Raw genomic sequence first — 23,194 nt, 5'->3', positions numbered from 1 at the left:
GCCGTGAATCAGCTACAGGCAATGCGCGTGTTCATGCGGGTGGTGGAACTCGCCAGCTTCGGCGCCGCCGCGCGCCAGCTGGGCATCTCGGGCGCCGCCGTGTCGCGCTGTGTGATGACACTGGAGGCGCACTTGAACCTGCGCCTGATCAATCGTTCGACCCGGCACCTGTCTCTGACCGATGCCGGCCAGCTCTACATGGAAGGCTGCAAGGAAGTGATCGAACAACTGGACTCGATGGAAGCCAGTCTGGTTCGCTCGACACGCGATCTCAACGGCACCTTGCGCGTTTGCACTCCGAGCACCTTTGCCGTGTCGGGGCTATGCAGCCTGCTCGCCGCGTATCGCAATGCTCATCCCAAGGTGAGCTTCGATGTCACCACCACCGACACGGCAGTGTCCCTCATCGAAGGCGGCTTCGACGTCGGCTTCTCCGACGCCCCTTACATGCCCGATTCCACGCTGGTCTCCCGCCAGCTACGCTCGTTCAAACGAATCGTTGTGGCGTCGCCGAGGTACCTGCAGAAGCACGGCATGCCGGCCACGCCTGCGGAGCTGCCGCTGCATCAGCTTCTGACCACCTCCAACAGCGCAGACAAGGCGTGGCGCTTCACGGTCGAAGGCGAGGTCATGCGTATCCCGACCAGCGCGGCGCTGCAGGCCTCGAGTCACGCCACCGTGCATTCGGCCGTGCTCGCCGATATGGGGATCGCCATTCTGCCCGCACCGCTCGTCGAGAACGAAGTCGCCAGGGGTTATCTGCTGCCCATCCTCAGCCAGTATGAGATTGCGGACGGCCACGGTCAGGTCTCCATCCTGTACACGAGCCGAACCTACCTTTCCGCGCGAGTGCGGCACTTCATCGATTTTGTCGTCGATCAATATCGCCCCGCGTACCATCCGCCCGTCATGCGGGAAGCCGCCTGAGAGAACGTCTCCATGTACAAGGTCCTGTCCATCGAGGACGACGAACTCGTGGTGAAGGAACTGCGGCGCGCATTGCCCGATCCGCGCTATCACCTTCAGGTCGCACGCTCGGGCCGCGAGGGCATGGCGATGGCCATGGACCTTCCATTCGACCTCATCACGCTCGACCGGGTGTTGCCCGACCTCGACGGTCTGCAGGTCCTGACGGCCATGCGCGGCATCGGGATGAACACGCCGGTCCTGATCATCAGCTCAATGGACGAAGCCGATGAACGCGTTCGCGGACTGCGCGCCGGCGGCGACGATTACATGGCGAAGCCGTTCACTCGCGACGAAGTGCAGGCGCGCGTCGATGCCTTGCTGCGCCGAGGCGCGCTGCGGGCAGGGCAGACGATTCTGCGGGCGAACGGTATCGAGCTCGACCTGGTCCGCCGCCATGCGAGCTACCACGGCAAGGCACTGGTCCTCCAGCCGACCGAAATCCGCGTACTGGAATTCATGATGCGTCACGCCGGACTGATCCTGACGCGGACGATGATCTTCGAAGGCGTGTGGGGCTGCCGGTTCGACCCCGGCACGAACCTCATCGATGTGCACGTCGGACGACTGCGCAAGAAGATCCAGGACTGTTGCGGCATCTCGATGTTCAGGACCATCCGTGGTGCGGGCTACATGCTCGACGACGGCTGCTGAACGTGGTGGACCCGCGCAGGCGTGAAATCTAAAGAATGTTTCACTGTTCCTGGCATCGGCTGTTAGCACGCTGACGACACACTCCCTCATCAGTGCTGTCAAGCGTTCAATTCGGAGCTGTCTCCCGTGCTGAAAATCGTCCGGCTGGCCCTCACCCGGCCCTACACGTTCATCGTGCTGGCGCTGTTGATTCTCATCGTCGGTCCGCTGTCCTTGCTGCGGACGCCGACGGATATCTTTCCTGACATCCGCATTCCCGTCATCAGCGTGGTGTGGAGTTATGCCGGCCTGCAGCCCGACGATATGGCCGGCCGCATCGTGACGTATTACGAGCGTTCGATCGGCACGACGGTCAACGACATTCAGCACATCGAGTCCCAGTCGTTTCGCGGCTACGGCATCGTGAAGATCTTTTTCCAGCCGACGGTCGATATCCGTACCGCGACGGCGCAAGTCACCTCGCTCTCGCAGACCGTGCTCAAGCAGATGCCTCCCGGCATCACGCCGCCCCAGATCCTCAACTACAACGCGTCGACGGTCCCGGTCATCCAGATCGCGCTGACCAGCGACTCGCTCAGCGAGCAGCAGATCGCCGACTACGCGAACAACTTCATTCGGCCCGCGTTGTTGAGCGTTCCGGGCGTCGCCATTCCGACGCCCTATGGCGGCAAGGTGCGCGAAGTTCAGATCGACCTGAATCCGCAGGCACTGCAGGCCGACGGTCTGTCGGCGGTCGATGTGGCGAACGCCCTCGCGCAGCAGAACCAGATGATCCCGGCGGGCACGGAGAAGATAGGGGACTACGAGTACGACGTCACGCTGAACAACAGCCCGCTCGCCATCCGCGCGCTGAACAACCTGCCTGTCAGGACGGTCGGCGGCGCGACCATCCGGATCAGCGATGTGGCGCACGTCCGCGACGGCTTTCCTCCGCAGACCAACGTCGTGCGGCTCGACGGGCATCGCGCGGTGCTGATGAGCGTGCTGAAGAACGGCTCGGCGTCGACGCTCGATATCGTCGCCGGGGTCAAGGCGAAGCTCCCGCTGATCGAGCAAACGCTGCCGCCGGGTCTGAAGTTCATCACGATCGGCGATCAGTCCGTGTTCGTGAAAGGGGCCGTGAGCGGCGTCGCGCGCGAGGGCATCATTGCCGCCGCGCTGACTTCGCTGATGATTCTTCTGTTCCTCGGCAGCTGGCGCTCGACGCTCATCATCGCGTCATCGATTCCGCTTGCCGTGCTGGCCGCGATCGCGGGGCTGTCCGCGATGGGCGAGACGCTCAATGTGATGACGCTGGGCGGCCTGGCGCTCGCGGTCGGCATTCTCGTCGATGATGCGACGGTGACCATCGAGAACATCAACTGGCACCTCGAGCATGGCAAGCCGGTCCGCCAAGCGATTCTCGACGGCGCCGCCCAGATCGTCGGGCCGGCGCTGGTCTCGCTGCTCTGCATCTGTATCGTGTTCGTGCCGATGCTGATGCTGAACGGCATCGCGCGCTTCCTGTTCGTCCCCATGGCGGAGGCCGTGATCTTCGCGATGGTCGCGTCGTTCATCCTGTCGAGAACCTTCGTCCCGATGATGGCGCTGTACCTGCTCAAGCCGCACGTTCACGGTGAGCAACATCGGCCGACCCGCAATCCGCTGGTTGCTTTCCAGCGTGGTTTCAATCGTCGCTTCGAGAAGGTCCGCGACGTCTATCGCGCCGTGCTGCATGCAGCGCTGACGTCTCCGAAGCAGTTCGTCATCGGCTTCCTGGCCGTGGTCGTGCTGTCCTTCGGCCTGGCGCCATTCCTCGGCCGCAATTTCTTTCCCGATATCGATTCAGGCGCGATCGCGCTGCATGTCCGCGGGCCCACCGGCTTGCGCATCGAACAGACTGCCGCGCTGTTCGATCACGTCGAGGGGACCATCCGCCGGACGATTCCTCCGGACCAGTTGAAGAGCATGGTGGACAACATCGGCCTGCCTGTCAGCGGCATCAACCTGACGTACAACAACAGCGGCACGCTGGGACCGGCGGATGGCGACATCCTCATTTCGCTCGACGAAAACCATGGCCCGACCGCGCAGTATGTGAAGAAGCTCCGCGAGTTTCTCCCGCGCGCCTATCCCGGCGTGACGTTCTCGTTCCTGCCCGCGGACATCATTTCGCAGATCCTGAACTTCGGCGCGCCGGCTCCGCTCGACATCCAGGTGGCGGGCCCCGACCGGCAGGGCAATCTGGCCTTCGCTCGCGAGTTGCTCAAGCGGGTCACGCGTGTCCCGGGTGTCGCCGATGCGCGCATCCAGCAACCGGCCAACTATCCGCAGTTCTCCATTGCGGTCGACAGAACGCGAGCCGACGAACTCGGCATCACCGAGCAGGACGTGACCAACGCGGTGGTGGCGAACCTGTCGGGGACCAGCCAGGTCGCACCGGCTTACTGGCTCAACCCGAGGAACGGCGTGAGCTATCCGATCGTCGCACAGACGCCGCAGTACCTCATGAACTCGCTGGGCTCGCTCGACAACATGATGGTCACCGGGTCGGACGGACGAGCGCAGATTCTCGGCGGCATCGCCACAGTGAAGCGCGGCATTGGCGACGCGGTGGTCTCGCACTACAACATTCAGCCGCTCTACGACCTCTACGCCACGCCGCAGGGCAGCGACCTGGGCGCCGTGGCCGCGAAGATCCATACGATCGTCCGGCAGATGCGGAGCCAGCTGCCGAAGGGCTCGACGGTCACCGTTCGCGGTCAGGTCCGGACCATGAACACCGCATTCAGCGGACTCGGCTTCGGCTTGGCCGGCGCGATCCTGCTGATCTACCTGCTCATCGTCGTGACCTTCCACTCATGGGCCGATGCCTTCGTGATCGTGACGGCGCTGCCCGCCGCACTTGCCGGCATCGTGTGGATGCTCTTCATCACGCACACGCCGCTATCGGTTCCGGCACTGACAGGCGCGATCCTCTGCATGGGCGTGGCGACGGCGAACGCGATTCTCGTAGTGAGCTTTGCGCGGGAGCGTCTCGCACACGCCGGCGACGCCGTTCTTGCTGCGATGGAAGCCGGCGCCACGCGCTTCCGCCCGGTGCTGATGACGGCGCTCGCGATGATCATCGGCATGCTGCCGATGGCGCTGGGCCTCGGCGATGGCGGCGAGCAGAACGCACCGCTCGGCCGGGCGGTGATCGGCGGCCTGATTTGCGCGACGGTGGCGACGCTGCTCTTCGTGCCGGTCGTGTTCAGCATCATCCATCGCCACGACAAGCCTTCCCACGAATCTCTTCCCTCTCATCCTTCCGACACGGAGGCAACGCATGTCCACTGAAACCAGCGGTCAGCCACAGCAGCATGGGCTGAAGAAACTGCGCCACCTCAGGCTCATCTGCATCCTCGCCGTGCTGGTCGCGGCCGGCGTAGCAACGGAGGGCATCGTCAGCCGCATGCATGCCAACCGGGCGCTCACGAGCTGGACCGATGCGCAGGCCATTCCGACCGTCCGGGTCGTGACGCCGCAAGTGCCCAGGCGCACCGACGACGTGGAGCTGCCGGGCCGGCTCGACGCCTACGTCAATGCGCCCATCTACGCGCGCGTGTCGGGTTACCTGCATGCCTGGTACGCCGATATCGGAACGCATGTGAAAGCGGGGCAATTGCTGGGGCAGATCGACACGCCCGATCTCGACCAGCAGCTTCAACAAGCACGTGCCGATCTCGCGAATGCCATCGCCAACGAGAAGCTTGCCGCGACGACCGCGCGTCGCTGGAGCCAGATGCTCGCGCAGGATTCGGTCTCGCAACAGGCGACCGACGAGAAGACGAGCGATCTCGCAGCGAAGCAGGCCACCGTGGCGGCAAGCCGTGCCAACGTGGCTCGCCTCGAAGCGCTCGAGTCGTTCAAGCGCATCACGGCGCCGTTCGACGGCGTGGTGACCGCGCGCAAGACCGACGTCGGCGCGCTCATCAACGCGGGCGGCGGCACCGGGCCCGAGCTCTTCGCCGTCACGGATGCGCACAAGCTGCGCGTCTACGTCAACGTGCCGCAGAGCGACGCAGCAGCCATCAGGAGCGGCCTGACCGCCACGCTGACCGTCCCGGAGCGCCCGGGACAGACGTTCCAGGCGCATCTGGTCGACAGCAACGATGCCATCTCGCCTCAGTCGGGAACCATGCTGGTGCAATTGTCGGTCGACAATGCGGACGGCCAGCTCATGCCGGGCGAGTACGCGCAGGTTCGCTTCGCGCTGCCGAGCGACGGCCACGCGTTGCTGGTTCCGGCGAGCGCACTGATATTCCGCACCGACCACGTCCAGCTCGCCGTGCTGAACGCGCAGAACTGCGTTCACCTGCGCGACGTGAAGATTGCAACCGACCTCGGCAGCACGGTGCTCATCGGTTCCGGTCTCCAGCAGCATGACCGCGTGGTCGACAACCCGCCGGATTCGCTGGCCGAAGGCGACCGGGTGCATCGGGCGGTCGTGAGAATGGCTGCGTCGGAGGGCAAGCATGCTTAAGCGCAGCATCGCCGCATGCGTGGCGGCGGGCATGGTGAGCGCATGCTCGTTCGCCCCGGTCTACCATGCGCCCGAGACCGCCATCCCCGCGAGCTTCAAGGAAGCGGGACCGTGGCGGACGGCGGCGCCGGCCGACCGCATCGTCCGGGACGGCTGGTGGAAGATGTACAAGGATCCGGTGCTGGACGAACTGGAGGCCAGGGTCGATCAGGCGAATCCGGATGTCGCCGCGGCGGTCGCGCGGCACGATGAAGCGGAAGGCTTCGTCCAGCAGGCGCGCGCCGGCTTGTTTCCGACCATCGGTTCGGAGGCGTCAGTGTCACGCCAACGCCAATCCGACAACCGGCCCTTGCGCGGCTCAGGCGAGCCTTCGGTGTATGACTCGGCCAGCGCCGATGTCGGCATTGGCTATGACCTCGACCTGTGGGGCAAGGTCCGCAATGAGGTGAAAGCAGGGCGCGCGAATGCGCAGGCGAGCGCCGACGATCTGCAATCGCTGCGGCTGAGTCTGCAGGCCAGTCTCGCGGATCACTATTTCCAGTTACGCGGACTCGATGAACGCACAAAGCTGCTTCAGGACACGATCGTCACGTACCAGCATGCCCTGGCGCTGACGGAAAGCCGGCACGCCGGCGGCATTGCGTCGGGGATGGACGTTTCCCGCGCCCGGACGCAGCTGTCTTCAGCTCAGGCGGCCGTCGACGACACAGCGGCCAGCCGCGCCCTGCTCGAACATGCCATCGCCACGCTCACGGGTACGCCGGCGTCGAGCTTCTCGCTCGCGGCCGCGACGCCCGACTATGTCGTTCCACAGATACCGGTCGGCGTGCCTTCGCAGCTGCTGCAACGTCGCCCCGATATCGCCGCCGCCGAGCGACGCGTTGCCGCCGCCAACGCGAACATCGGCGTGGCGAAGGCGGCTTTCTTCCCTGATGTCACGCTTGGACTCGACGGCGGTTATCAGAGCGATACCTTCTCGCCGTGGCTCGCCGCACCCGACGAGATCTGGTCCATTGGACCGCAGCTCATGTTCACGCTGTTTGACGGCGGCAGACGACGTGCGGCGGTGGCCGTTGCGCGCGCGAAGCTCGCGGAGAACGGCGCCAAATATCGCGAAACGGTGCTTGCCGCATTCCAGCAAGTCGAAGACGAACTGGCTTTGCTGCACCACCTTGGGGACGCGTCGAGAAACGAGGACGAGGCCCTCGCTTCGGCGCAATCGACGTTGGCGCTCGCGATGTCCCGTTATCGGGACGGGGCAGTGAGTTATCTGAATGTCGTGACGGCGCAGACCACCGCACTCCATGCGCAGATCTCGTCGCTGGACCTGCGCACCCGACGGTTGACTGCTTCCGTAGGCCTGATTCAGGCCCTTGGCGGCGGCTGGTCCTAAGTCACTAATCGTGCGGCCGTTCGTTTATGCGTTCCAGGTTTGCGGAGGCGTCGTGACTTCACTCCATTGCTTCGGCTCCGCAGATCTTCTCCGCTGCCACGTCCCAGACCGAATCCGGCGGGATGTCACGGAAATCATCAGCCGCCCCCGGCTCGCTCACCACCGGCTCGCCGTCGGCGCCATACCCCGTGTAGTCGCTCGTCGCGATCCGCTTGCCCGCGCAATCGATCGACCATCGCTCCATCCCTTTCACCTGCACGTGGCCATTCAATTCCTTATAAGGCGGCTTGCCTTCGAAGCGCACCCACACTCGGCTGACCGGCCCGCCGACGAAGCTCGATGCATCGGCGAACAGATCGAACGACGGGTTCGATGCGATCAGCCTCCAGTCCGACGCCGCCGCCTGGCTTCCGACCAGCGCGATGATCGCCGCAGCCATCGCGCGCCTGATGCCCGCTTTCAGGTTCCGTTTCACGTGAGTGTGCTCAAATCGGATGATTGCGTGACTTTATCCCAGGACGCCCGTTGCCCGACCAACCCGATTCCATCCCCATGCGCCTCGCCACGGTGTCCGAGCGCGGCCGCGCGTTGTTCATCGACTCGCTGTGGTGGACGCTCATTGCGCTGTTCGTCCCGCTCGGGCCCTCGCTCGACACGATGCCGCTGTCACCCGATGCGCTCGCCGCCGACATGTTTCTCTGGCTGATGCTGGCGCAATGCGTTCCGATACTGATTACCGGCGTGCTGTGGACCGTCTGGAGAACCACGCCGGGCAAGCATGTGCTGCGGCTGCGGATCGTCGATGCCGACAGCCGTGAGCCGATGACGCCGCGCCAGTCCATCCTGCGCACTGTCGGCTATCTGCTGACCTTTGCCATGTTCGGTGCGGGCTTTTTTTGGATCTGGTTCAATCCACGCAGACAGGCGTTGCATGACCGCATCGCCAACACGGTCGTCGTGACGAAGAGACCGGCGTGATGCGTCAGACGTGCATCGACAACCCCATTCACCGACGGGCGATCCATCCAGTCGACACAGCAAACGTGTACTGTTCTACTCGGGCGACGAAACCGGACGCAAAGGTTGACGTTTCGCGGCCGATACCCGCCTCATGCAATTCCCCGGCGGCTCATCGCCGGCGCTCAATCCGTGAAGTCCGGCTGAACGCCGGTTGTCTCCCCTGATCCATTCGCATGCTCGTCGGACCTGTGCCGCCGTCGCGCATCGGCACGACGTCGTGTTCCACCTTCTTCCAACCAGCGAGGTTCATCATGCCGTTCGTCACGACCAAGGATAACGTCGAGATCTTCTACAAGGACTGGGGCCCGAAGGACGCTCAACCCATCGTCTTCCATCACGGCTGGCCCCTGTCTTCGGACGACTGGGATGCGCAACTGCTGTTCTTCGTGCAAAAGGGTTATCGCGTGATCGCGCATGACCGGCGCGGGCACGGACGTTCGTCGCAAGTCTCCGAAGGTCACGACATGGACCACTACGCCGCCGATGCCTTCGCGGTCGTCGAAGCGCTCGACCTGAAGAACGCGGTGCATATCGGGCACTCGACCGGCGGCGGCGAAGTGGCGCGCTACGTCGCGAAGCACGGCGAACCGGCGGGACGCGTCGCGAAGGCAGTGCTCGTCAGCGCAGTGCCGCCGCTGATGCTGAAGACCGAAGCGAACCCGGAAGGCCTGCCGCTCGACGTATTCGACGGCTTCCGCAAGGCGCTCGCCGACAACCGCGCGCAATTCTTCCTCGATGTGCCGGCCGGCCCGTTCTACGGTTTCAACCGCCCGAATGCGACGGTTCATCAGGGTGTCATCCAGAACTGGTGGCGCCAGGGCATGACGGGCAGCGCGAAGGCGCACTACGAGGGCATCAAGGCCTTCTCGGAGACGGACCAGACGGAAGACCTCAAGTCGATCAGCGTGCCCACGTTGGTGCTGCACGGTGAAGACGACCAGATCGTGCCCTACGCCGATGCGGCGCTCAAGTCCATCAAGCTCCTGAAAAACGGCACGCTGAAGACGTATCCCGGTTATCCGCACGGCATGCTGACCGTGAACGCCGACGTCCTCAACGCCGATCTGCTCGCCTTCGTGCAATCCTGACCTGAGCTGACCTGAGCTGACCTGACCTCACCGCACTGACGGAACGGGCGAGCCGCCGATGCCGCGGCTCGCATGCCCGCATTCCCGCTTTCTTCCCCTCGCGCCGGCATTGTTCAGCCGCGCCGGTATCTCTGTTCAAGCTTCGATGCTTTTTCCCGCGCCGCACCGCGCCTAAAGTGTCCGACTTCAATCTGGCATTGGTGTCCTCATGCAAATCGATACTCCCGCTGTTTCAACCTCTTCCGAAGGGGGCTCGACGACGCTGCGTCAATGGCTCGCCGTGCTGGCCGTCGCGGTCAGCGCGTTCGCCTTCGTCACCGGCGAATTCCTGCCGGTGGGCCTGCTGCCGCAGATCGCACAGGATCTCGGCGTGTCGCCCGGCGTCGCGGGCCTGATGATCACCACACCCGGCGTGATGGCCGCGATCTTCGCGCCGACGCTCATCGTCAGCGCAGGCCGCATGGACCGCCGCTACGTGTTCCTGCTGCTCACCGCAGTGCTGCTGCTGTCCAACATCGTCTGCGCGATGGCCACGAACTTCGCGCTGATGCTCGCCGGGCGCGCGCTGCTCGGCGCCGCGCTGGGCGGCTTCTGGACGCTCGCGACGGCCGCCGCGCCGCGACTCGTGCAAGGCCGGGACGCCGCCAAGGCCACGGCCATCATCCTGACCGGCGTGACCTGCGCGACGGTCATCGGCGTGCCGCTCGGAACCTTCATCGCGTCGTTTGCCTCGTGGCGCATGTCGTTTGCCGCGACCGCCGGCCTGGTTGCAGTGGCGCTGCTCGCACAGGCGCTGCTGGTGCCTGCGCTGCCGTCGGCATCGGCGCTGCGGGTCGCCGACTTCAGGACGCTGCTCTCGCGCCCGCATACGCGTCTGAGCATGCTGATGGTCGCGCTCGTGTTCGGTGCGCATTTCTCGACCTATACCTACATCGCACCGCTGCTCGAACAGGACTTCTCGCTCAGCTCGATCACGCTGCTGCTGTTCGGCTTCGGGCTGATCGGCTTCTTCTCGAATGCGCTGATGTCGATGGCAGTCTCGAATCACCTCAAGAAGTCGGTCGCCGTGATGGTCCTGCTGCTGCTCGGCGCCATGTCGTCGATGCTGCTGCTCGAACACTCGCTCATCGGCGAGACGGCAGGGATGCTGCTGTGGGGCGTCGCCTTCGGCGCGCTGCCGCTGTGTTTCAGCGTCTGGATCCAGCGCGGCACCGCGGACTTGCCCGAAGCCGGCTCGGCGATGTTCGTGAGCATCATTCAGGTGGCCATCGCCGCGGGCTCGGCGGTGGGCGGGGCGCTCGTCGATCGCGCCGGCGTGCAGGCCGACTTCACGCTAGGACTCGGGCTTGCCGTGCTGGGCCTCGTCATCCTGCAACGGCTGGCCTCGCTCGAGCGTCCCGCAAAAGCGGCATCGTTCAAACAGACCTGCGACGCATCCGTGGATTGATCGACGGCATCGATGGTTTCATCGGGCATCCGGCGCCGCCGCGCGCCGGATGCCGTGCCTGTGGACAAACTTGTTGAAACGTCATGGCACTGACTGTTTGCGGATTCTGAACAACTCGGCGTAAACGCGGGCGAGCCAAAAGTTGTTCCGGGTTCGCGCCGAAACCGGCCGCAATATACCGAAGTTGTTTACCCGCTAAGTTACTGACGCGAAACGGCCGGCGAGAGTTGTCCACTGAAATGCGCAGGGCTTGTTAACTACTACCACGTATACATACACGTTCTTCTGTTTACTTAGACAAGCAGGGGGCGCTGCTCAAAACAGGCGCGGCACTCACGCCGCACCGTGCACCTGTCGCAGGCGTTCACGGCTGTTGCTCAGATGCATGCGCATCGCGGCGCGCGCATCCTCGGCGTCCTGTCGCACGATCGCCTGGTAGATCGCCTTGTGCTCGGCAAGCACATGACGCAAGTGTTCGATCTGATCCAGTTCGGCAATCTCCGCCTTTCCCAGACGCGTGCGCGGACTCACGCCGCGTCCCATCTGGCTCAACACGTCGTGGAAGTAGCGGTTGCCGCTCGCCCGCGCTATCTGCAAGTGAAACTCGACGTCGTGCTGAAGGACATCGGTGCTGCCGCTCGCCAGTTGCGTCTCGAATTGCCCGAGCGCGGCTGAAATCTGCTTCAGATGGGTTTCGGTGCGCCGGCCTGCGGCGAGTGCCGCCGCCGCGCCTTCCAGGTCGATGCGGAATTCGATGATCGCCATGATGTCGAGCAGGCTCGACAGGTCCGCATCCTTCAGGCGCATCGCCTCGCGTTCTTCGGGCGCGCGAATGAAGGTGCCGATGCCATGACGCGTCTCGACGACATTCGCCGCCTGCAAGCGCGACACCGCCTCGCGCACGACCGAGCGGCTCACCGACAGTTGTTTCATCAGCGCGACTTCGGTGGGAATCTTGTCGCCAGGGCGCAGGACGCCGCGCTCGATATCCTCGAACAGAGTGGAGACGACTTTATCGGTGAGACTGGGCATGACGATCCGCGGCTGAAGGAGAAGGGGTGGCGTGGTCGGACGTCTGCAAGCGGCTGGCGGGGAAGACAATTCTTATCGACGGCAAGGCCGCCCGGCAGTCATCATCCGGAGATGTCCGACAACGCATCATCCCGCGTGACAGGGAGTTGGTCAAACCGAGGCAGAGGCTGTCTTTTATAGATAGTGTCATTAGACATCGTACAATTAAATCTTCACATTGATTCTCTCAAACTACTGATATAGCGAGAGTATCAGGGTTAACGTGCCTGTCCCCATGCCATGATTCAACGGTACTCTGTGTTAAGACGTCTGATGACATTCGGCATCAGCACGCATCGCTTTCCCATCGTGTCGCTGCCGTCACAGGAGGCATCAATGTCGTCATCCTCGCCCTACCAGGCCCTGCCCAACGCCTTCCGGACCTCCGTGCGCGAACGCAAGCGGCTGATCGGCTGCTGGATGTCGCTGGCCAGTCCGATCGCCACTGAACTCATCGGCGTGGTGGGTTTCGACTGGATGCTGCTCGACGCCGAACACACCCCCAACGACCCGCTCACGCTGATCCCGCAGCTCATGGCGCTGAAGGACAGCGTCAGCGCGCCCGTGGTGCGGCCCCAGGCCAACGATGCCATCGCCATCAAGAAGCTGCTGGACATCGGCGTGGTCAATTTCCTGATTCCCTTCGTCGACAGCGCCGCCGACGCGCAGCGCGCCGTAGCCGCAACGCGTTATCCTCCGCAAGGGGTGCGCGGCGTATCGGTCGGGCATCGGGGCAACCGCTACGGCACGGTGCCGGACTACTTCGAGCAGGCGAACGACAACATGTGCGTCGCGGTGCAGATCGAGAGCCGCACGGCGGTGGCCGCGATCGACGAGATCGCCGCGGTCGAAGGCGTGGATGCGCTGTTCGTCGGCCCGTCGGATCTCGCGGCGTCCTACGGTCATCTCGGCAACCCGAATCATCCCGACGTGCAGGCGGCCATCGCACACGTGTTCGAACGCGCGCGCGCCGCAGGCAAGCCGAGCGGCATCCTGACGCCCGTCCGCGAAGAAGCCGAGCGCTACCTCGCGATGGGCAGCACGCTCGTCGCCGTGTGCGCCGACCTGGGTCTGCTCAGGAACGCCGCGCAGGGCGTGCGCAAGCACTTCATTCCCGAATGAGCCGGTTGAGCTGAGTTAGACGGTTGAGCAGCAGGCTCGGCGAACCGGCATCGAAGAATCGACATCAAGGAGCGATACATGCAAAAGGCAGGCTTTATCGGACTGGGCATCATGGGCAATCCCATGGCGGCCAACCTTCTCAAGAACGGCGTGGCGCTCGCGGCCTACACGCGCAGCGGCGTGCCCGCCGACCTGACCCAGGCGGGCGCCAGCGCGTGCGATTCGCCCGCTGCGGTGGCCGCGCAGGCCGATGTCATCTTCATCATGGTGCCGGACACGCCTGACGTCGAAAAAGTGCTGTTCGGCGAGAACGGCGTGGCGGAAAAGCTGAAGGCGGGGCAGATCGTCGTCGACATGAGCTCGATCTCGCCCATCGCCACGCGCGAATTCGCGGCGAAGGTGCGCGAGAAGGGCGCCGATTACCTCGATGCGCCCGTCTCCGGCGGCGAAGTCGGCGCCAAGGCGGCGTCGCTGACGATCATGGTCGGTGGCGCGCAGGCCACGTTCGACCAGGTCAAGCCGCTGTTCGACATGATGGGCAAGAACGTCTCGCTGATCGGCGAGGTCGGCGCGGGACAGGTCTGCAAGGTCGCGAACCAGGTGATCGTCGCGGCGACCATCGAGGCGGTGGGCGAAGCGCTGCTGCTGGCGTCGAAGGCCGGCGTCGATGCCGAGAAGGTCCGCACCGCGCTGATGGGCGGCTTCGCGTCGTCGCGCATTCTCGAAGTCCACGGCGAACGCATGACCAAGCGCACGTTCAATCCCGGCTTCCGGATCGAACTGCATCAGAAGGATTTGAACCTGGCGCTTTCCACTGCGCAGTCGCTGGGCGTCGCGCTGCCGAATACGTCGACGTGCCTGCAGCTGTTCAACGCGTGCGCGGCGCATGGCGGCAAGGCATGGGATCACTCGGGCATGGTGCGCGCGCTCGAAATCATGGCGAACCATGAGATCGGGCAGGGCGAGAAGTAAGCCTCGTCTTTTTCTTCGCATCACCGACACTGCCGGCCTTGTGCCGGCAGTGTCGTTTCCGGCGCCGCCTTCGAAGTCATTTTACAAGTCATCGGACGTCTTAGCTTGCTCACTCAAATCGGCCGCTAACGAAGCTGTAGGAACGCTTAAAATCGATACAAAACAATGGTTTATTGAGTAGAGGGTAAACGCGTGCTAGCGTGGCGACGGTGTAAATCCTAAAATGTCATCAGACAACGTACCACGCGGTGCGATCAGGAGACATTCCGTTGAACACCGCCTTCGCCAGTCCCAACGCCGCCCTCGAATCGGCCAGCTCCAAGGTCAAGCGCCACGTCCTGCCCCTGTTCCTCATCATGTTCATCGCGAACTACATCGACCGCGTGAACGTCGGCTTCGTCAGTTCGCACCTGCAGACCGACCTGGGCATCGGCGCCGCCGCCTACGGCCTCGGCAGCGGCCTGTTCTTCATCGGTTATGCGCTGTTCGAGGTGCCGTCCAACGTCCTGATGCAGAGGTACGGCGCGCGCGCCTGGCTCACCCGCATCATGGGCACGTGGGGACTCGTCGCGAGCGCGATGGCCTTCGTCTGGAACGACACTTCGTTCTATGTGCTGCGCTTCTTGCTGGGCATCGCGGAAGCCGGCTTCTTCCCGGGCGTCGTGTACTACTTCACGCAGTGGCTGCCGCAGAAGGAACGCGGCAAGGCCATCGCCATCTTCCTGGGCGGCTCGGCGTTTGCCTCGATCCTGTCGGGACCGGTGACGGGCGGACTGCTGTCGATTCGCGGTCTCGGCCTGCACGGCTGGCAGTGGATGTTCCTGATCGAAGGCGCGTTCTCCATCTTCCTGTGCGGTGTGAGCTGGATGCTGCTGAAATCGCGCATCAGCGACGCACACTGGCTCAGCGCCGACGAGCAACGTGCGCTGCAACGCACCCTCACCGCCGAGCAGGCCGCGCGCGAAGCCGTGACCGGCGCGCACGTGCCCGCCATCAAGTTGCTGAAGGATCCGCAGATCCTGCTGTTCTGCTTCCTGTACTTCGCGATCCAGCTGACGATCTACGCCGCGACCTTCTGGCTGCCGACGATCATCCGCAAGATGGGTGGCCTGAGCGACTTCCAGGTGGGACTGTTCAACGCGGTGCCATGGCTCATCGCGATGATCGCGATGTACTGCTTCGCGCTGCTGTCCGCACGCTGGCGTTTCCAGCAGGCGTGGCTCGCGACGGCGCTCGTGATCGCGGCCTGCGGCCTGTTCGCGTCGACGACCGGCAACGCGGTGCTGTCGTTCGTCGCCATCTGCTTCTCGGCGATCGGCTTCAAGGCCGCCTCGTCGCTGTTCTGGCCGATCCCGCAGGGCTATCTCGACGCACGCGTCGCGGCGGGCGTGATCGCGCTGATCAACTCGGTCGGCAATCTTGGCGGTTTCTTCGCGCCGGCGACCTTCGGTTATCTCCAGCAGCACACGGGCTCGGTATCGGGCGGCTTGTATGCGCTCGGCGTCGCGTCGCTGATCGCGGCCGCGGCAGCCTTCCTCACCCGCAACCGCCGTGTGGATCATCCGCCCGGCGCAACGGCGACCCGCCGCGCCGCGCACTGAACCCATCCGCCGCACGCGCAACCCTTCTCTTTCCAGGATCACGATCATGTCCACTCAAGCAGTCAAGCCGAACGCCACGCCGACCGTCACCGAATTGCGCGTCATCCCGGTCGCGGGCCGAGACAGCATGCTCATGAATCTCTCGGGCGCGCACGGCCCGTTCTTCACGCGCAATCTCGTGATCCTGAAGGACAGCGCGGGCAATACGGGCGTCGGCGAAGTGCCGGGCGGCGAGAACATCCGCAAGACCATCGACGATGCGCGCGCGCACGTCGTCGGGCAGTCGATCGGCAACATGCAGGCGGTGCTGAACGCGGTGCGCACGGCGTTCGCGGATCGCGACGCGGGCGGACGCGGCCTGCAAACCTTCGACCTGCGCACGACGATCCACGCGGTCACCGCGCTCGAAGCCGCGCTGCTCGACCTGCTCGGCAAGCATCTCGGCGTGCCGGTGGCCGCGCTGCTCGGCGAGGGTCAGCAACGCAACGAAGTGGAGATGCTGGGCTATCTGTTCTACATCGGCGATCGCAACAAGACGGATCTGCCGTATGCATCGGGCGCCGACGGCCAGGACGACTGGGAGCGCCTGCGTACCGAAGTGGCGTTGACGCCGGAGGCGGTCGTGCGTCTGGCCGAAGCGGCACAGGCGCGCTACGGCTTCAACGATTTCAAGCTGAAGGGCGGCGTGCTGGCCGGCGATGCGGAAATCGAAGCGGTCACGGCGCTGGCCGAACGTTTCCCGGAGGCCCGCGTGACGCTCGATCCGAACGGCGCGTGGTCACTGGCCGAAGCCATCCGATTGTGTCGCGACCAGCATGACGTGCTCGCCTATGCGGAAGACCCGTGCGGTGCGGAAAATGGCTACTCAGGCCGCGAGGTCATGGCGGAGTTCCGCCGCGCGACCGGCCTGCCGACGGCCACCAACATGATCGCTACCGACTGGCGCCAGATGGGCCACGCAATCCAGCTGCAGTCCGTGGACATTCCGCTTGCCGATCCGCACTTCTGGACGATGCAGGGTTCGGTGCGCGTCGCGCAGATGTGCAACGACTGGGGCCTCACGTGGGGGTCGCATTCGAACAATCACTTCGACGTGTCGCTCGCGATGTTCACGCACGTCGCGGCGGCGGCGCCGGGCAAGATCACGGCCATCGACACGCACTGGATCTGGCAGGACGGCCAGCGCCTGACGCGCGATCCGCTGCAGATCGTCGGCGGCAAGGTGAAGGTGCCGCAGGCGCCGGGGCTGGGCGTCGAACTGGACATGGACGAAGTCGAGAAGGCGCATGCGCTGTACCGGGAGCACGGCCTGGGCGCACGCGACGACGGCGTCGCGATGCAGTTCCTGATCCCGAACTGGACCTTCGACAACAAGAAGCCGTCTCTCGTGCGCTGAGCCTATTTGTTCAGGCGTTCGATCAGCGCCATCGCGGCCGCCGGGTTGTGCACCTTGTGGCCGCTGATGACGTAGAGAAACACGTCGCGCGCGGCGGCCTTGGGGGGCGCCTTGCCGAAGGTCTGCAAGTCGTCCGGGGCCGCGCCCGCCGCCCACGACTGCGCACGCGCGGTCCAGCGGTCGAGCGCCGCTTTCGCGTAGCCCTTCGTCTGCTTTTCCGTGGTGCCCATGATGCGTGCATAGACGAAAGGCGCGGTGACATCCGCGATCTGCGGATACTTCGAATCGCCGGCCACCACGACCGCGACGCGATACTTGCGCGCCAGCGCGACGAACTTCGGATCGCAGAAACTCTCGTGTCGCACTTCGACCGCATGACGGATCGTGCGTCCGTCCACCTTCGCGGGCAGCAGTTCGAGAAAGCGCTCGAAGTCTTCAGGGTCGAATTGCTTGGTTGTCGCGAATTGCCAGTTGATCGGGCCGAGCTTGTCGCCCAGTTCGAGCACGCCGCTGCCGAAGAATCGCTCGATGGTGTCGCCGGCTTCGGCCAGAACGCGTCGATTGGTCGCGTAGCGAGGCGCTTTCAGGGAAAAGACGAAATCGTCGGGTGTCTCGTCACGCCACTTGATGAAACTCGTGGGCTTTTGCGAACCATAGAACGTGCCGTTCACCTCGATGCTGGTCAGCGCGCGGCTTGCATATTCGAGTTCGCGTTTCTGCACGAGATCGGCGGGATAAAACGTGCCGCGCCACGGCTCGAAAGTCCATCCGCCGATGCCGACGTATATACGCCCGCTCTTTGAATTTGAGGTCTGCTTGCGTGTCGCCATCGAAATGTCTCGCTCCGCTCACCTGCGTCCGACCAGATAGCTGACGCCCTCGGGCCCGTATGTTTCCGAATGCTCGGTGTGTGCCGCGAGATGGAAGATGTCGCCCGCGCGGTAGGTGTGCGCGTCGTCGCCGATGCGGATCGTGACCTCGCCCGAGAGAATCAGGGCGCGTGCCTCGAACGGATGCGTGTGGAGAGCCAGTGCGCCGTCCGGATCGCGCGTTACCGTGACGACTTCGTCATAGCCGGCGCCCGAAAGTTGCGCGAGAAATTCTTCGCGGTGCATGTGGGTGACCCTTGGAAGAGTAAGGGACGCGCCCGGTCGCTCAGGCCGGGCGCGGATTCATGCACCTGATGCTAACGCAGTTACCGGACGATCGTGCGGGTTCAGTTGCCAAAGAAGATATTGCACTGCGGTCCGCGCGTGCAGGGCTTCGATGCAGCGCTGTCCATCGTGCCCATCGTCGTGGCGCCGGCTGCGCCGCGTGTCATCGGCGCGCCGCCATACGACATGTTATCCGACTGGCCTTGCATGGCGCTCTGCTGAGGCGCGTTCGGATCGCTCCAGGTATCGGCGGTGGCCTGACCCGGCACTTGAGCCGTACGGTAGTAGGACTGCTGGGCGGACGCCAGGCCCGCAGTGGCGAATAACGAGACGGCCAGCGCCGCCATGGCAATACGTGATTTCATGTCGACTCCTTGAGGAAAAGGCGCGCTCGCTTGTCGCCGGCCTGTCGCCCGTTGGCGGGATGCAGGCTGGCTGCTCGGCGCTGTTCACTGTTGCGGTTCGATGCTACGCACAGAACGTGCCACGTGTCCTGATCTGCCATGCTTCGCCCGTGTTGCTGAAGGGCCCCGGCGCCGTTTCGGGTCGGGCTGCAGGTGGCGCCGTGATGATTCGGGCGCGGTTCGAATGCGATCCACCTCGCGCGCGGCATGTCGCGGGTGCGATGCAGACGGAGCGCCGATGCTCGCCGGTAAAGGCGGCGTGCTTCGTCGTTGCACAATTTGTTATAGGCCGCGCAACGGCGAATGAACAGGACAATTGATCATGCCGCAACAAGGGTGTCGGGGGCCTGTCGCCGACGTGACGCGCATGTCATCCGCCCACGAGGGTTCTAGAATGCGAGGCGTCACCTCTTCTCACGAACGCAAGGATTTCTCGACCATGACCGTCACCATCTATCACAACCCGAAGTGCGGCACTTCGCGCAACACGCTGGCGCTGATCCGCAACGCGGGCATCGAACCGACCGTGATCGAGTATCTGACCCATCCGCCCGCGCGCGAGACGCTGGTCGCGTTGATCGCGCGGGCGGGCTTGTCGGTGCGCGAGGCGCTGCGCGAGAAAGGCACGCCATACGCGGAGCTCGGTCTCGACGACGCCGGCCTCACCGACGACCAGCTCATCGACGCGATGCTCGCGCATCCGATCCTCATCAATCGTCCTTTCGTCGATGCCCCCAAAGGCGCGCGGCTCTGCCGTCCGTCCGAGCTCGTGCTCGATATCCTGCCCGAGCCGCAGAAGGGGCCGTTCACGAAAGAGGACGGCGAAGTCGTCATCGATGCGTCCGGCAAGCGTGTGCGCTAGGTCACACTGAAACCCATCGCATCACCTGACCATCGGTTGACCGTTACCTGACGTTACCTTTCTGGCAGACCCGTAGCACTTGTATCGCGAGGCGCTTCTTAGACTGCTCCTGACTCACCCGGCACGAGGTGCAAGGAGAACGCGATATGAAAAAGAAACTTCTGGGTACGGCAATCGGACTGGCGGGGCTTGCGGCGCTCGCGATGTCGGCGGCGGCGAATGCACATGTGGATGTGGCGGTTGGCGTCGGCGTACCGGTGTACGCGCAGCCGGCCGAACCGGTCGGCTACTACGGTTATGGTCCCGGCTATCGGGAGCACGAGCGCTGGCGCGAACGCGAATGGCGCCGTCACGAATGGCGCGAACGTCACTGGCGTCATGAAATGCGCCGTGAAGATCGCTGGCACGAACGTCACGGCTGGTAAGCGACAACGCGTGCGGCGGGTCAGGAAAGACCTGCCGCGCGCGGCTCAGATTTCTCCGACGTCGTCGTAGTTTTTGCGTTCGTTTTCCGGCTTGTTCATCCAGCGCCGCAACAGACGCTTCTCGACGACGCGTCCCAACACCATCAGCAAGATCATCAGCAGCATCGCGAGGAACGCGACGCTCCACACGCCGAGCCCGCACACGATGCCGACCGCTGCGGTCACCCAGATCGATGCCGCCGTCGTGAGGCCGCGCACGCGGTTCTCGCGCGGATTCTGCAGGATCACGCCGGCGCCGAGAAAGCCGACGCCCGTCACGATGCCCTGTACCGCGCGGGAGACGTCGGCGTCGTCGGAGAGCGTCATGGAGAAGCCTTGTGCGCACATGGTCGCGAGGCACGCGCCGAGCGACACGAGCCCGAGCGTCTTCATGCCGGTCGGCTTGCCGTGCAGATCGCGGTCGATGCCGATGATGCAGCCGATCAACATGGCGGTCAGCATGCGCATCAGGGCGTCGGCGAGGATGGGATAGGGAAGCATGGAGCGTTCGAAAGAGCGATGGGGCCGGGTCATCTTCGCATCAAAGCGGGCTTGACGGCGAGGCAACGACGTTCATGCCCATTTTTGGCGCGCTAACGTTCGAGGCTCTGTGACTCAAACCAACGTTCAGGAGACGAAGTGACGCAACTGCCCAAATTCACGATGGTCGATGCCGCGCCGACGCCGGTCGGTCCTTTCTCGCATGCCGCGGAGGCGGACGGCTGGGTGTTTCTGACCGGCCAGATGCCGACCGACCCCGACGACGACGCCGCCCCGCTGCCCGAAGGCGTCGCGGCCCAGACGCGGCGCGTGATGGACAACCTGATTCTGGTGCTCGGCGGTCTCGGCCTGACGCTCGACAACGTCGTGAGCGTGCGCATCTTCCTGACCGAGTTCAAGCGCGACTACGACGCGATGAACGCCGTGTACCGCGCGTACTTCCTGCCGAAGCCGTTGCCGGCGCGTACTTGCATCGGCGTGACGGGGCTTGCGCGGGACGCGCTCGTGGAGATCGACTTCGTCGCGAAGCGGCCTTGAAGCGGCCTTAAGCGCGGGTGGACTTGCGCTTGGACGCATCGACCCAGCGGAAGGTGAGATTGATGCGCTCGCCGCGCGCACCCGGTTCCTTCGGCACGCGATGCACCCATTCGAGCTGGGTGCGTCCGCGCATCACCAGCAGGCTGCCGTGCGACAGCACGAGCGCATGCGTCGCCTGGGTGCGCGCGTGACGGAATTCGAAGGTGCGTGTCGCGCCCAGGCTCACCGACGCGATCACCGGTTCGGGTCCGAGTTCGCGTTCCTTGTCGGCGTGCCAGCCCATGCTGTCCAGCCCGTCGCGATAACGGTTCAGCAGCACGCTGTTGAAGCGCGCGCCGCAGGCCTGCTCCGCGCGCTCGCGCAACTGCGTGACCGCCGGCGTCCACGGCTGCGGCACGTTGCGGATGCCCGAGTACACATACACCGCATCAGGCTCGCCTTGCCACGCGGTCAGGCGCGGCAGCGGCACGCGCCCGCCGGGCGTGGTCATCGTGTCCTGTTGCCAGCGGACTTCGTCGAGCAGGGCGCCCATCAGGTCGGAGGCGGCGTCGGCCTCGATCCAGTCGGGATGCCACGCGATATCGGGCTTGGGGATGTCGTCGAAGAGATCGAACATGACAGGATGCGCAAGAACGGCGGCTCGTGAAGCAGTCACGATAGCAGAGCCCGCGCACGCCGGATTGCTGCGCCATTCTGCGGCGCGAAAGCGCTGTGCTACAGTCCCCGCACTATCTCAATATAGTTGCGCGAGCACCGGAACGGGCCTGGCGCGACGACGAATCACGGGAATTCGCATGAACACCATCGCCGAAGCGGACGGCGGCGCGATGCAAGGCCGCCGCATCCTGCTCGTCGACGACAGCCTCGACGCGGCGCTCGCGCTCTCGATGCTGCTCGAAGCACTCGGACACGAAGTGCGCACCGAGCACGACGGCCCGCGCGCGCTCGCCGCCATCAACGACTTCACGCCGGATGTGGTCGTGCTCGATATCGGCTTGCCCGGCATGAGCGGACTCGAGGTGGCGCGGGAGATGAGGAAGCGCGACGTGACGAAGCACGTGCTGATGCTCGCCTTGACGGGCTGGGGCGGCGAGGCCGACCGTCAGGAAGCGCTGGCCGCCGGCTTCGATCATCATCTGACCAAGCCTGTCGGCATTGCGGAGATCGAAGCCGCGCTCGCCGGCAAGCGGAAGTAGCCTCGGATCGAGGCGAGGCGCTCAGTCCACGCGCAGCCGCGCCATATACGGCAGGTGATCGGAGAGCCACGCGGTATCCTGCGTCGGCACGAGCCATTCAACGGGTTTCAGTCCGCGCACGAACATCTTGTCGAGCGCGAGCGCCGGCGAGAAGGCCGGAAACGTCCGGCCCGATTCCCCCAGCATGTTCGCCACTTCCTGCATGCCCAGTTCGGCGAACAGCGGCGTGGAGTCGTTGCGCCAGTCGTTGAAGTCGCCCGCCAGCACGAGCGGTCCTTCGGGCGCTTCCTTCGCGATCCAGTGCGCGATCCAGTTCATCTGCCGCAAGCGCGCCTGTCTCGTCAGCGCGAGATGCGCGCACAGCAGCGTAATGGCGCGTCCGGCGAAGGTCGCGCGTGCGACCAGCAAACCGCGCCGCTCGAAGCGATGCGCGGAGATATCCCAGCGTCCCGACAGATCGAGCGGGTGCGGCGACAGGATCGCATTGCCGTGCCGCCACGACGGCTTGAACACGTTCGGCCCTAACGCAATCTGAAGTTCGAGCGCGGTGGCGATTTCGGTGGCCTGGCAATGCCAGACATCGTCGAGCGGCGCGTTCAGCGGATTGCCGAAGCCGGTTGCGAGCATCGGCTGCGGCATGCGCCGCGCCATCGCTTCCTGGAGAAAATAGACGTCCGCATTGGTGGTCTGCACCCACCGCTGCATCGCGTTCCACGCGCGCAAGCCGAGCGGCGAGCGGCCCTTGTGGAGGTTCCAGCTGACCGCCGTGAAATCCGGTGTGGCCGGATCAGCGGACGGGCCGGGCGGAAGATGTTCTGGGTTTCGCATGCGTTCTGTATCTC

The 23,194-nt window shown here is 64.5% G+C and carries 23 protein-coding genes and 1 pseudogene; 16 read left to right on the top strand and 8 right to left on the bottom strand.

What is annotated here, in order from left to right; all coding sequences use genetic code 11:
• Positions 1 to 21: 21 nt before the first annotated feature.
• The 5 genes from QCE83_RS13040 (at position 22) to QCE83_RS13020 (ending at position 7,517) form a co-directional block, all read left to right on the top strand.
• A complete protein-coding gene (locus tag QCE83_RS13040) occupies positions 22 to 927 on the top strand; it encodes a LysR family transcriptional regulator (RefSeq protein ID WP_309810558.1) in 906 nt (301 codons plus the stop codon).
• Between the two features lie 12 nt (positions 928 to 939).
• Positions 940 to 1,620, top strand: a complete 681-nt coding sequence (locus QCE83_RS13035) for a response regulator transcription factor (RefSeq protein ID WP_309810556.1) — start codon at positions 940 to 942, stop codon at positions 1,618 to 1,620.
• Between the two features lie 126 nt (positions 1,621 to 1,746).
• Positions 1,747 to 4,938: an efflux RND transporter permease subunit gene (locus QCE83_RS13030; RefSeq protein WP_309810554.1), complete on the top strand. Its 3,192-nt coding sequence runs from the start codon at positions 1,747 to 1,749 to the stop codon at positions 4,936 to 4,938.
• Positions 4,928 to 6,124, top strand: coding sequence for an efflux RND transporter periplasmic adaptor subunit (locus tag QCE83_RS13025; protein WP_309810552.1), 1,197 nt, complete (start codon positions 4,928 to 4,930; stop codon positions 6,122 to 6,124). The genes QCE83_RS13030 and QCE83_RS13025 overlap by 11 nt, the downstream gene beginning before the upstream one ends.
• Positions 6,117 to 7,517, top strand: a complete 1,401-nt coding sequence (locus QCE83_RS13020) for an efflux transporter outer membrane subunit (RefSeq protein ID WP_309810550.1) — start codon at positions 6,117 to 6,119, stop codon at positions 7,515 to 7,517. The genes QCE83_RS13025 and QCE83_RS13020 overlap by 8 nt, the downstream gene beginning before the upstream one ends.
• Before the next feature lie 58 nt (positions 7,518 to 7,575).
• On the opposite strand, the gene QCE83_RS13015 is transcribed toward QCE83_RS13020, so the two are convergent.
• The gene (locus tag QCE83_RS13015) at positions 7,576 to 7,992 is read right to left on the bottom strand and encodes a surface-adhesin E family protein (RefSeq protein WP_309810548.1); all 417 of its coding nucleotides are present in this window, start codon (positions 7,990 to 7,992) and stop codon (positions 7,576 to 7,578) included.
• 50 nt (positions 7,993 to 8,042) lie between these two features.
• Between QCE83_RS13015 and QCE83_RS13010 the strand changes: the two genes are divergently transcribed.
• From QCE83_RS13010 to QCE83_RS13000, 3 genes are all read left to right on the top strand, one after another.
• The gene (locus QCE83_RS13010) at positions 8,043 to 8,495 is read left to right on the top strand and encodes an RDD family protein (protein ID WP_309810546.1); all 453 of its coding nucleotides are present in this window, start codon (positions 8,043 to 8,045) and stop codon (positions 8,493 to 8,495) included.
• Positions 8,496 to 8,788: 293 nt separating this feature from the next.
• Entirely contained in the window at positions 8,789 to 9,625 is an 837-nt protein-coding gene (locus tag QCE83_RS13005; RefSeq protein ID WP_309811730.1) for an alpha/beta hydrolase, read from the top strand.
• A 208-nt stretch (positions 9,626 to 9,833) separates the two neighbouring features.
• Positions 9,834 to 11,072, top strand: a complete 1,239-nt coding sequence (locus QCE83_RS13000) for an MFS transporter (protein ID WP_309810544.1) — start codon at positions 9,834 to 9,836, stop codon at positions 11,070 to 11,072.
• Between the two features lie 333 nt (positions 11,073 to 11,405).
• Here the strand turns inward: QCE83_RS13000 and QCE83_RS12995 are convergent, their stop codons facing one another.
• On the bottom strand, positions 11,406 to 12,104 hold the full coding sequence (locus QCE83_RS12995; protein WP_309810543.1) for a FadR/GntR family transcriptional regulator: 699 nt from the start codon (positions 12,102 to 12,104) through the stop codon (positions 11,406 to 11,408).
• 375 nt (positions 12,105 to 12,479) lie between these two features.
• On the opposite strand from QCE83_RS12995, the gene garL reads away from it, so the two are divergent.
• The 4 genes and pseudogenes from garL to gudD all read left to right on the top strand — a co-directional run bounded on the left by garL (position 12,480) and on the right by gudD (position 17,234).
• Entirely contained in the window at positions 12,480 to 13,265 is a 786-nt protein-coding gene (gene garL / locus QCE83_RS12990; protein WP_309810541.1) for a 2-dehydro-3-deoxyglucarate aldolase, read from the top strand.
• Between the two features lie 54 nt (positions 13,266 to 13,319).
• Positions 13,320 to 14,237 (top strand): annotated as a pseudogene (locus tag QCE83_RS12985) (2-hydroxy-3-oxopropionate reductase); the annotation flags it as partial.
• 356 nt (positions 14,238 to 14,593) lie between these two features.
• Positions 14,594 to 15,838, top strand: coding sequence for an MFS transporter (locus tag QCE83_RS12980; protein WP_309811722.1), 1,245 nt, complete (start codon positions 14,594 to 14,596; stop codon positions 15,836 to 15,838).
• A gap of 46 nt (positions 15,839 to 15,884) precedes the next feature.
• Positions 15,885 to 17,234, top strand: coding sequence for a glucarate dehydratase (gene gudD, locus QCE83_RS12975; RefSeq protein ID WP_309810538.1), 1,350 nt, complete (start codon positions 15,885 to 15,887; stop codon positions 17,232 to 17,234).
• A 2-nt stretch (positions 17,235 to 17,236) separates the two neighbouring features.
• Here the strand turns inward: gudD and QCE83_RS12970 are convergent, their stop codons facing one another.
• The 3 genes from QCE83_RS12970 to QCE83_RS12960 form a co-directional block, all read right to left on the bottom strand.
• The gene (locus tag QCE83_RS12970; protein WP_309810536.1) at positions 17,237 to 18,064 is read right to left on the bottom strand and encodes a DUF72 domain-containing protein; all 828 of its coding nucleotides are present in this window, start codon (positions 18,062 to 18,064) and stop codon (positions 17,237 to 17,239) included.
• Between the two features lie 18 nt (positions 18,065 to 18,082).
• Positions 18,083 to 18,349: a cupin domain-containing protein gene (locus QCE83_RS12965; RefSeq protein WP_309810533.1), complete on the bottom strand. Its 267-nt coding sequence runs from the start codon at positions 18,347 to 18,349 to the stop codon at positions 18,083 to 18,085.
• A gap of 101 nt (positions 18,350 to 18,450) precedes the next feature.
• Positions 18,451 to 18,753: a hypothetical protein gene (locus tag QCE83_RS12960; protein ID WP_309810529.1), complete on the bottom strand. Its 303-nt coding sequence runs from the start codon at positions 18,751 to 18,753 to the stop codon at positions 18,451 to 18,453.
• 478 nt (positions 18,754 to 19,231) lie between these two features.
• Here QCE83_RS12960 and arsC point away from each other — a divergent pair, with 478 nt between their 5' ends.
• Positions 19,232 to 19,654 (top strand): arsenate reductase (glutaredoxin), encoded by a 423-nt coding sequence (gene arsC / locus QCE83_RS12955; RefSeq protein WP_309810528.1) that lies wholly within the window; start codon positions 19,232 to 19,234, stop codon positions 19,652 to 19,654.
• 146 nt (positions 19,655 to 19,800) lie between these two features.
• Positions 19,801 to 20,079, top strand: coding sequence for a hypothetical protein (locus QCE83_RS12950; RefSeq protein ID WP_309810525.1), 279 nt, complete (start codon positions 19,801 to 19,803; stop codon positions 20,077 to 20,079).
• A 45-nt stretch (positions 20,080 to 20,124) separates the two neighbouring features.
• Here the strand turns inward: QCE83_RS12950 and QCE83_RS12945 are convergent, their stop codons facing one another.
• Positions 20,125 to 20,619: an MgtC/SapB family protein gene (locus QCE83_RS12945; RefSeq protein WP_309810523.1), complete on the bottom strand. Its 495-nt coding sequence runs from the start codon at positions 20,617 to 20,619 to the stop codon at positions 20,125 to 20,127.
• 162 nt (positions 20,620 to 20,781) lie between these two features.
• On the opposite strand from QCE83_RS12945, the gene QCE83_RS12940 reads away from it, so the two are divergent.
• Positions 20,782 to 21,156, top strand: a complete 375-nt coding sequence (locus QCE83_RS12940) for a RidA family protein (protein WP_404984773.1) — start codon at positions 20,782 to 20,784, stop codon at positions 21,154 to 21,156.
• A gap of 7 nt (positions 21,157 to 21,163) precedes the next feature.
• On the opposite strand, the gene QCE83_RS12935 is transcribed toward QCE83_RS12940, so the two are convergent.
• Positions 21,164 to 21,772, bottom strand: a complete 609-nt coding sequence (locus QCE83_RS12935) for an alpha-ketoglutarate-dependent dioxygenase AlkB (RefSeq protein ID WP_309810516.1) — start codon at positions 21,770 to 21,772, stop codon at positions 21,164 to 21,166.
• Between the two features lie 178 nt (positions 21,773 to 21,950).
• Here QCE83_RS12935 and QCE83_RS12930 point away from each other — a divergent pair, with 178 nt between their 5' ends.
• Positions 21,951 to 22,352, top strand: a complete 402-nt coding sequence (locus tag QCE83_RS12930; protein ID WP_309810514.1) for a response regulator — start codon at positions 21,951 to 21,953, stop codon at positions 22,350 to 22,352.
• A 21-nt stretch (positions 22,353 to 22,373) separates the two neighbouring features.
• On the opposite strand, the gene QCE83_RS12925 is transcribed toward QCE83_RS12930, so the two are convergent.
• Positions 22,374 to 23,180 (bottom strand): endonuclease/exonuclease/phosphatase family protein, encoded by an 807-nt coding sequence (locus QCE83_RS12925; protein ID WP_309810512.1) that lies wholly within the window; start codon positions 23,178 to 23,180, stop codon positions 22,374 to 22,376.
• Positions 23,181 to 23,194 lie beyond the last annotated feature (14 nt).

This window comes from Caballeronia sp. LZ034LL, from assembly GCF_031451215.1.
Classification (GTDB): domain Bacteria; phylum Pseudomonadota; class Gammaproteobacteria; order Burkholderiales; family Burkholderiaceae; genus Caballeronia.
Note: the sequence above shows the minus strand (reverse complement) of the source record. Positions and strands in the feature narration are given on the sequence as shown.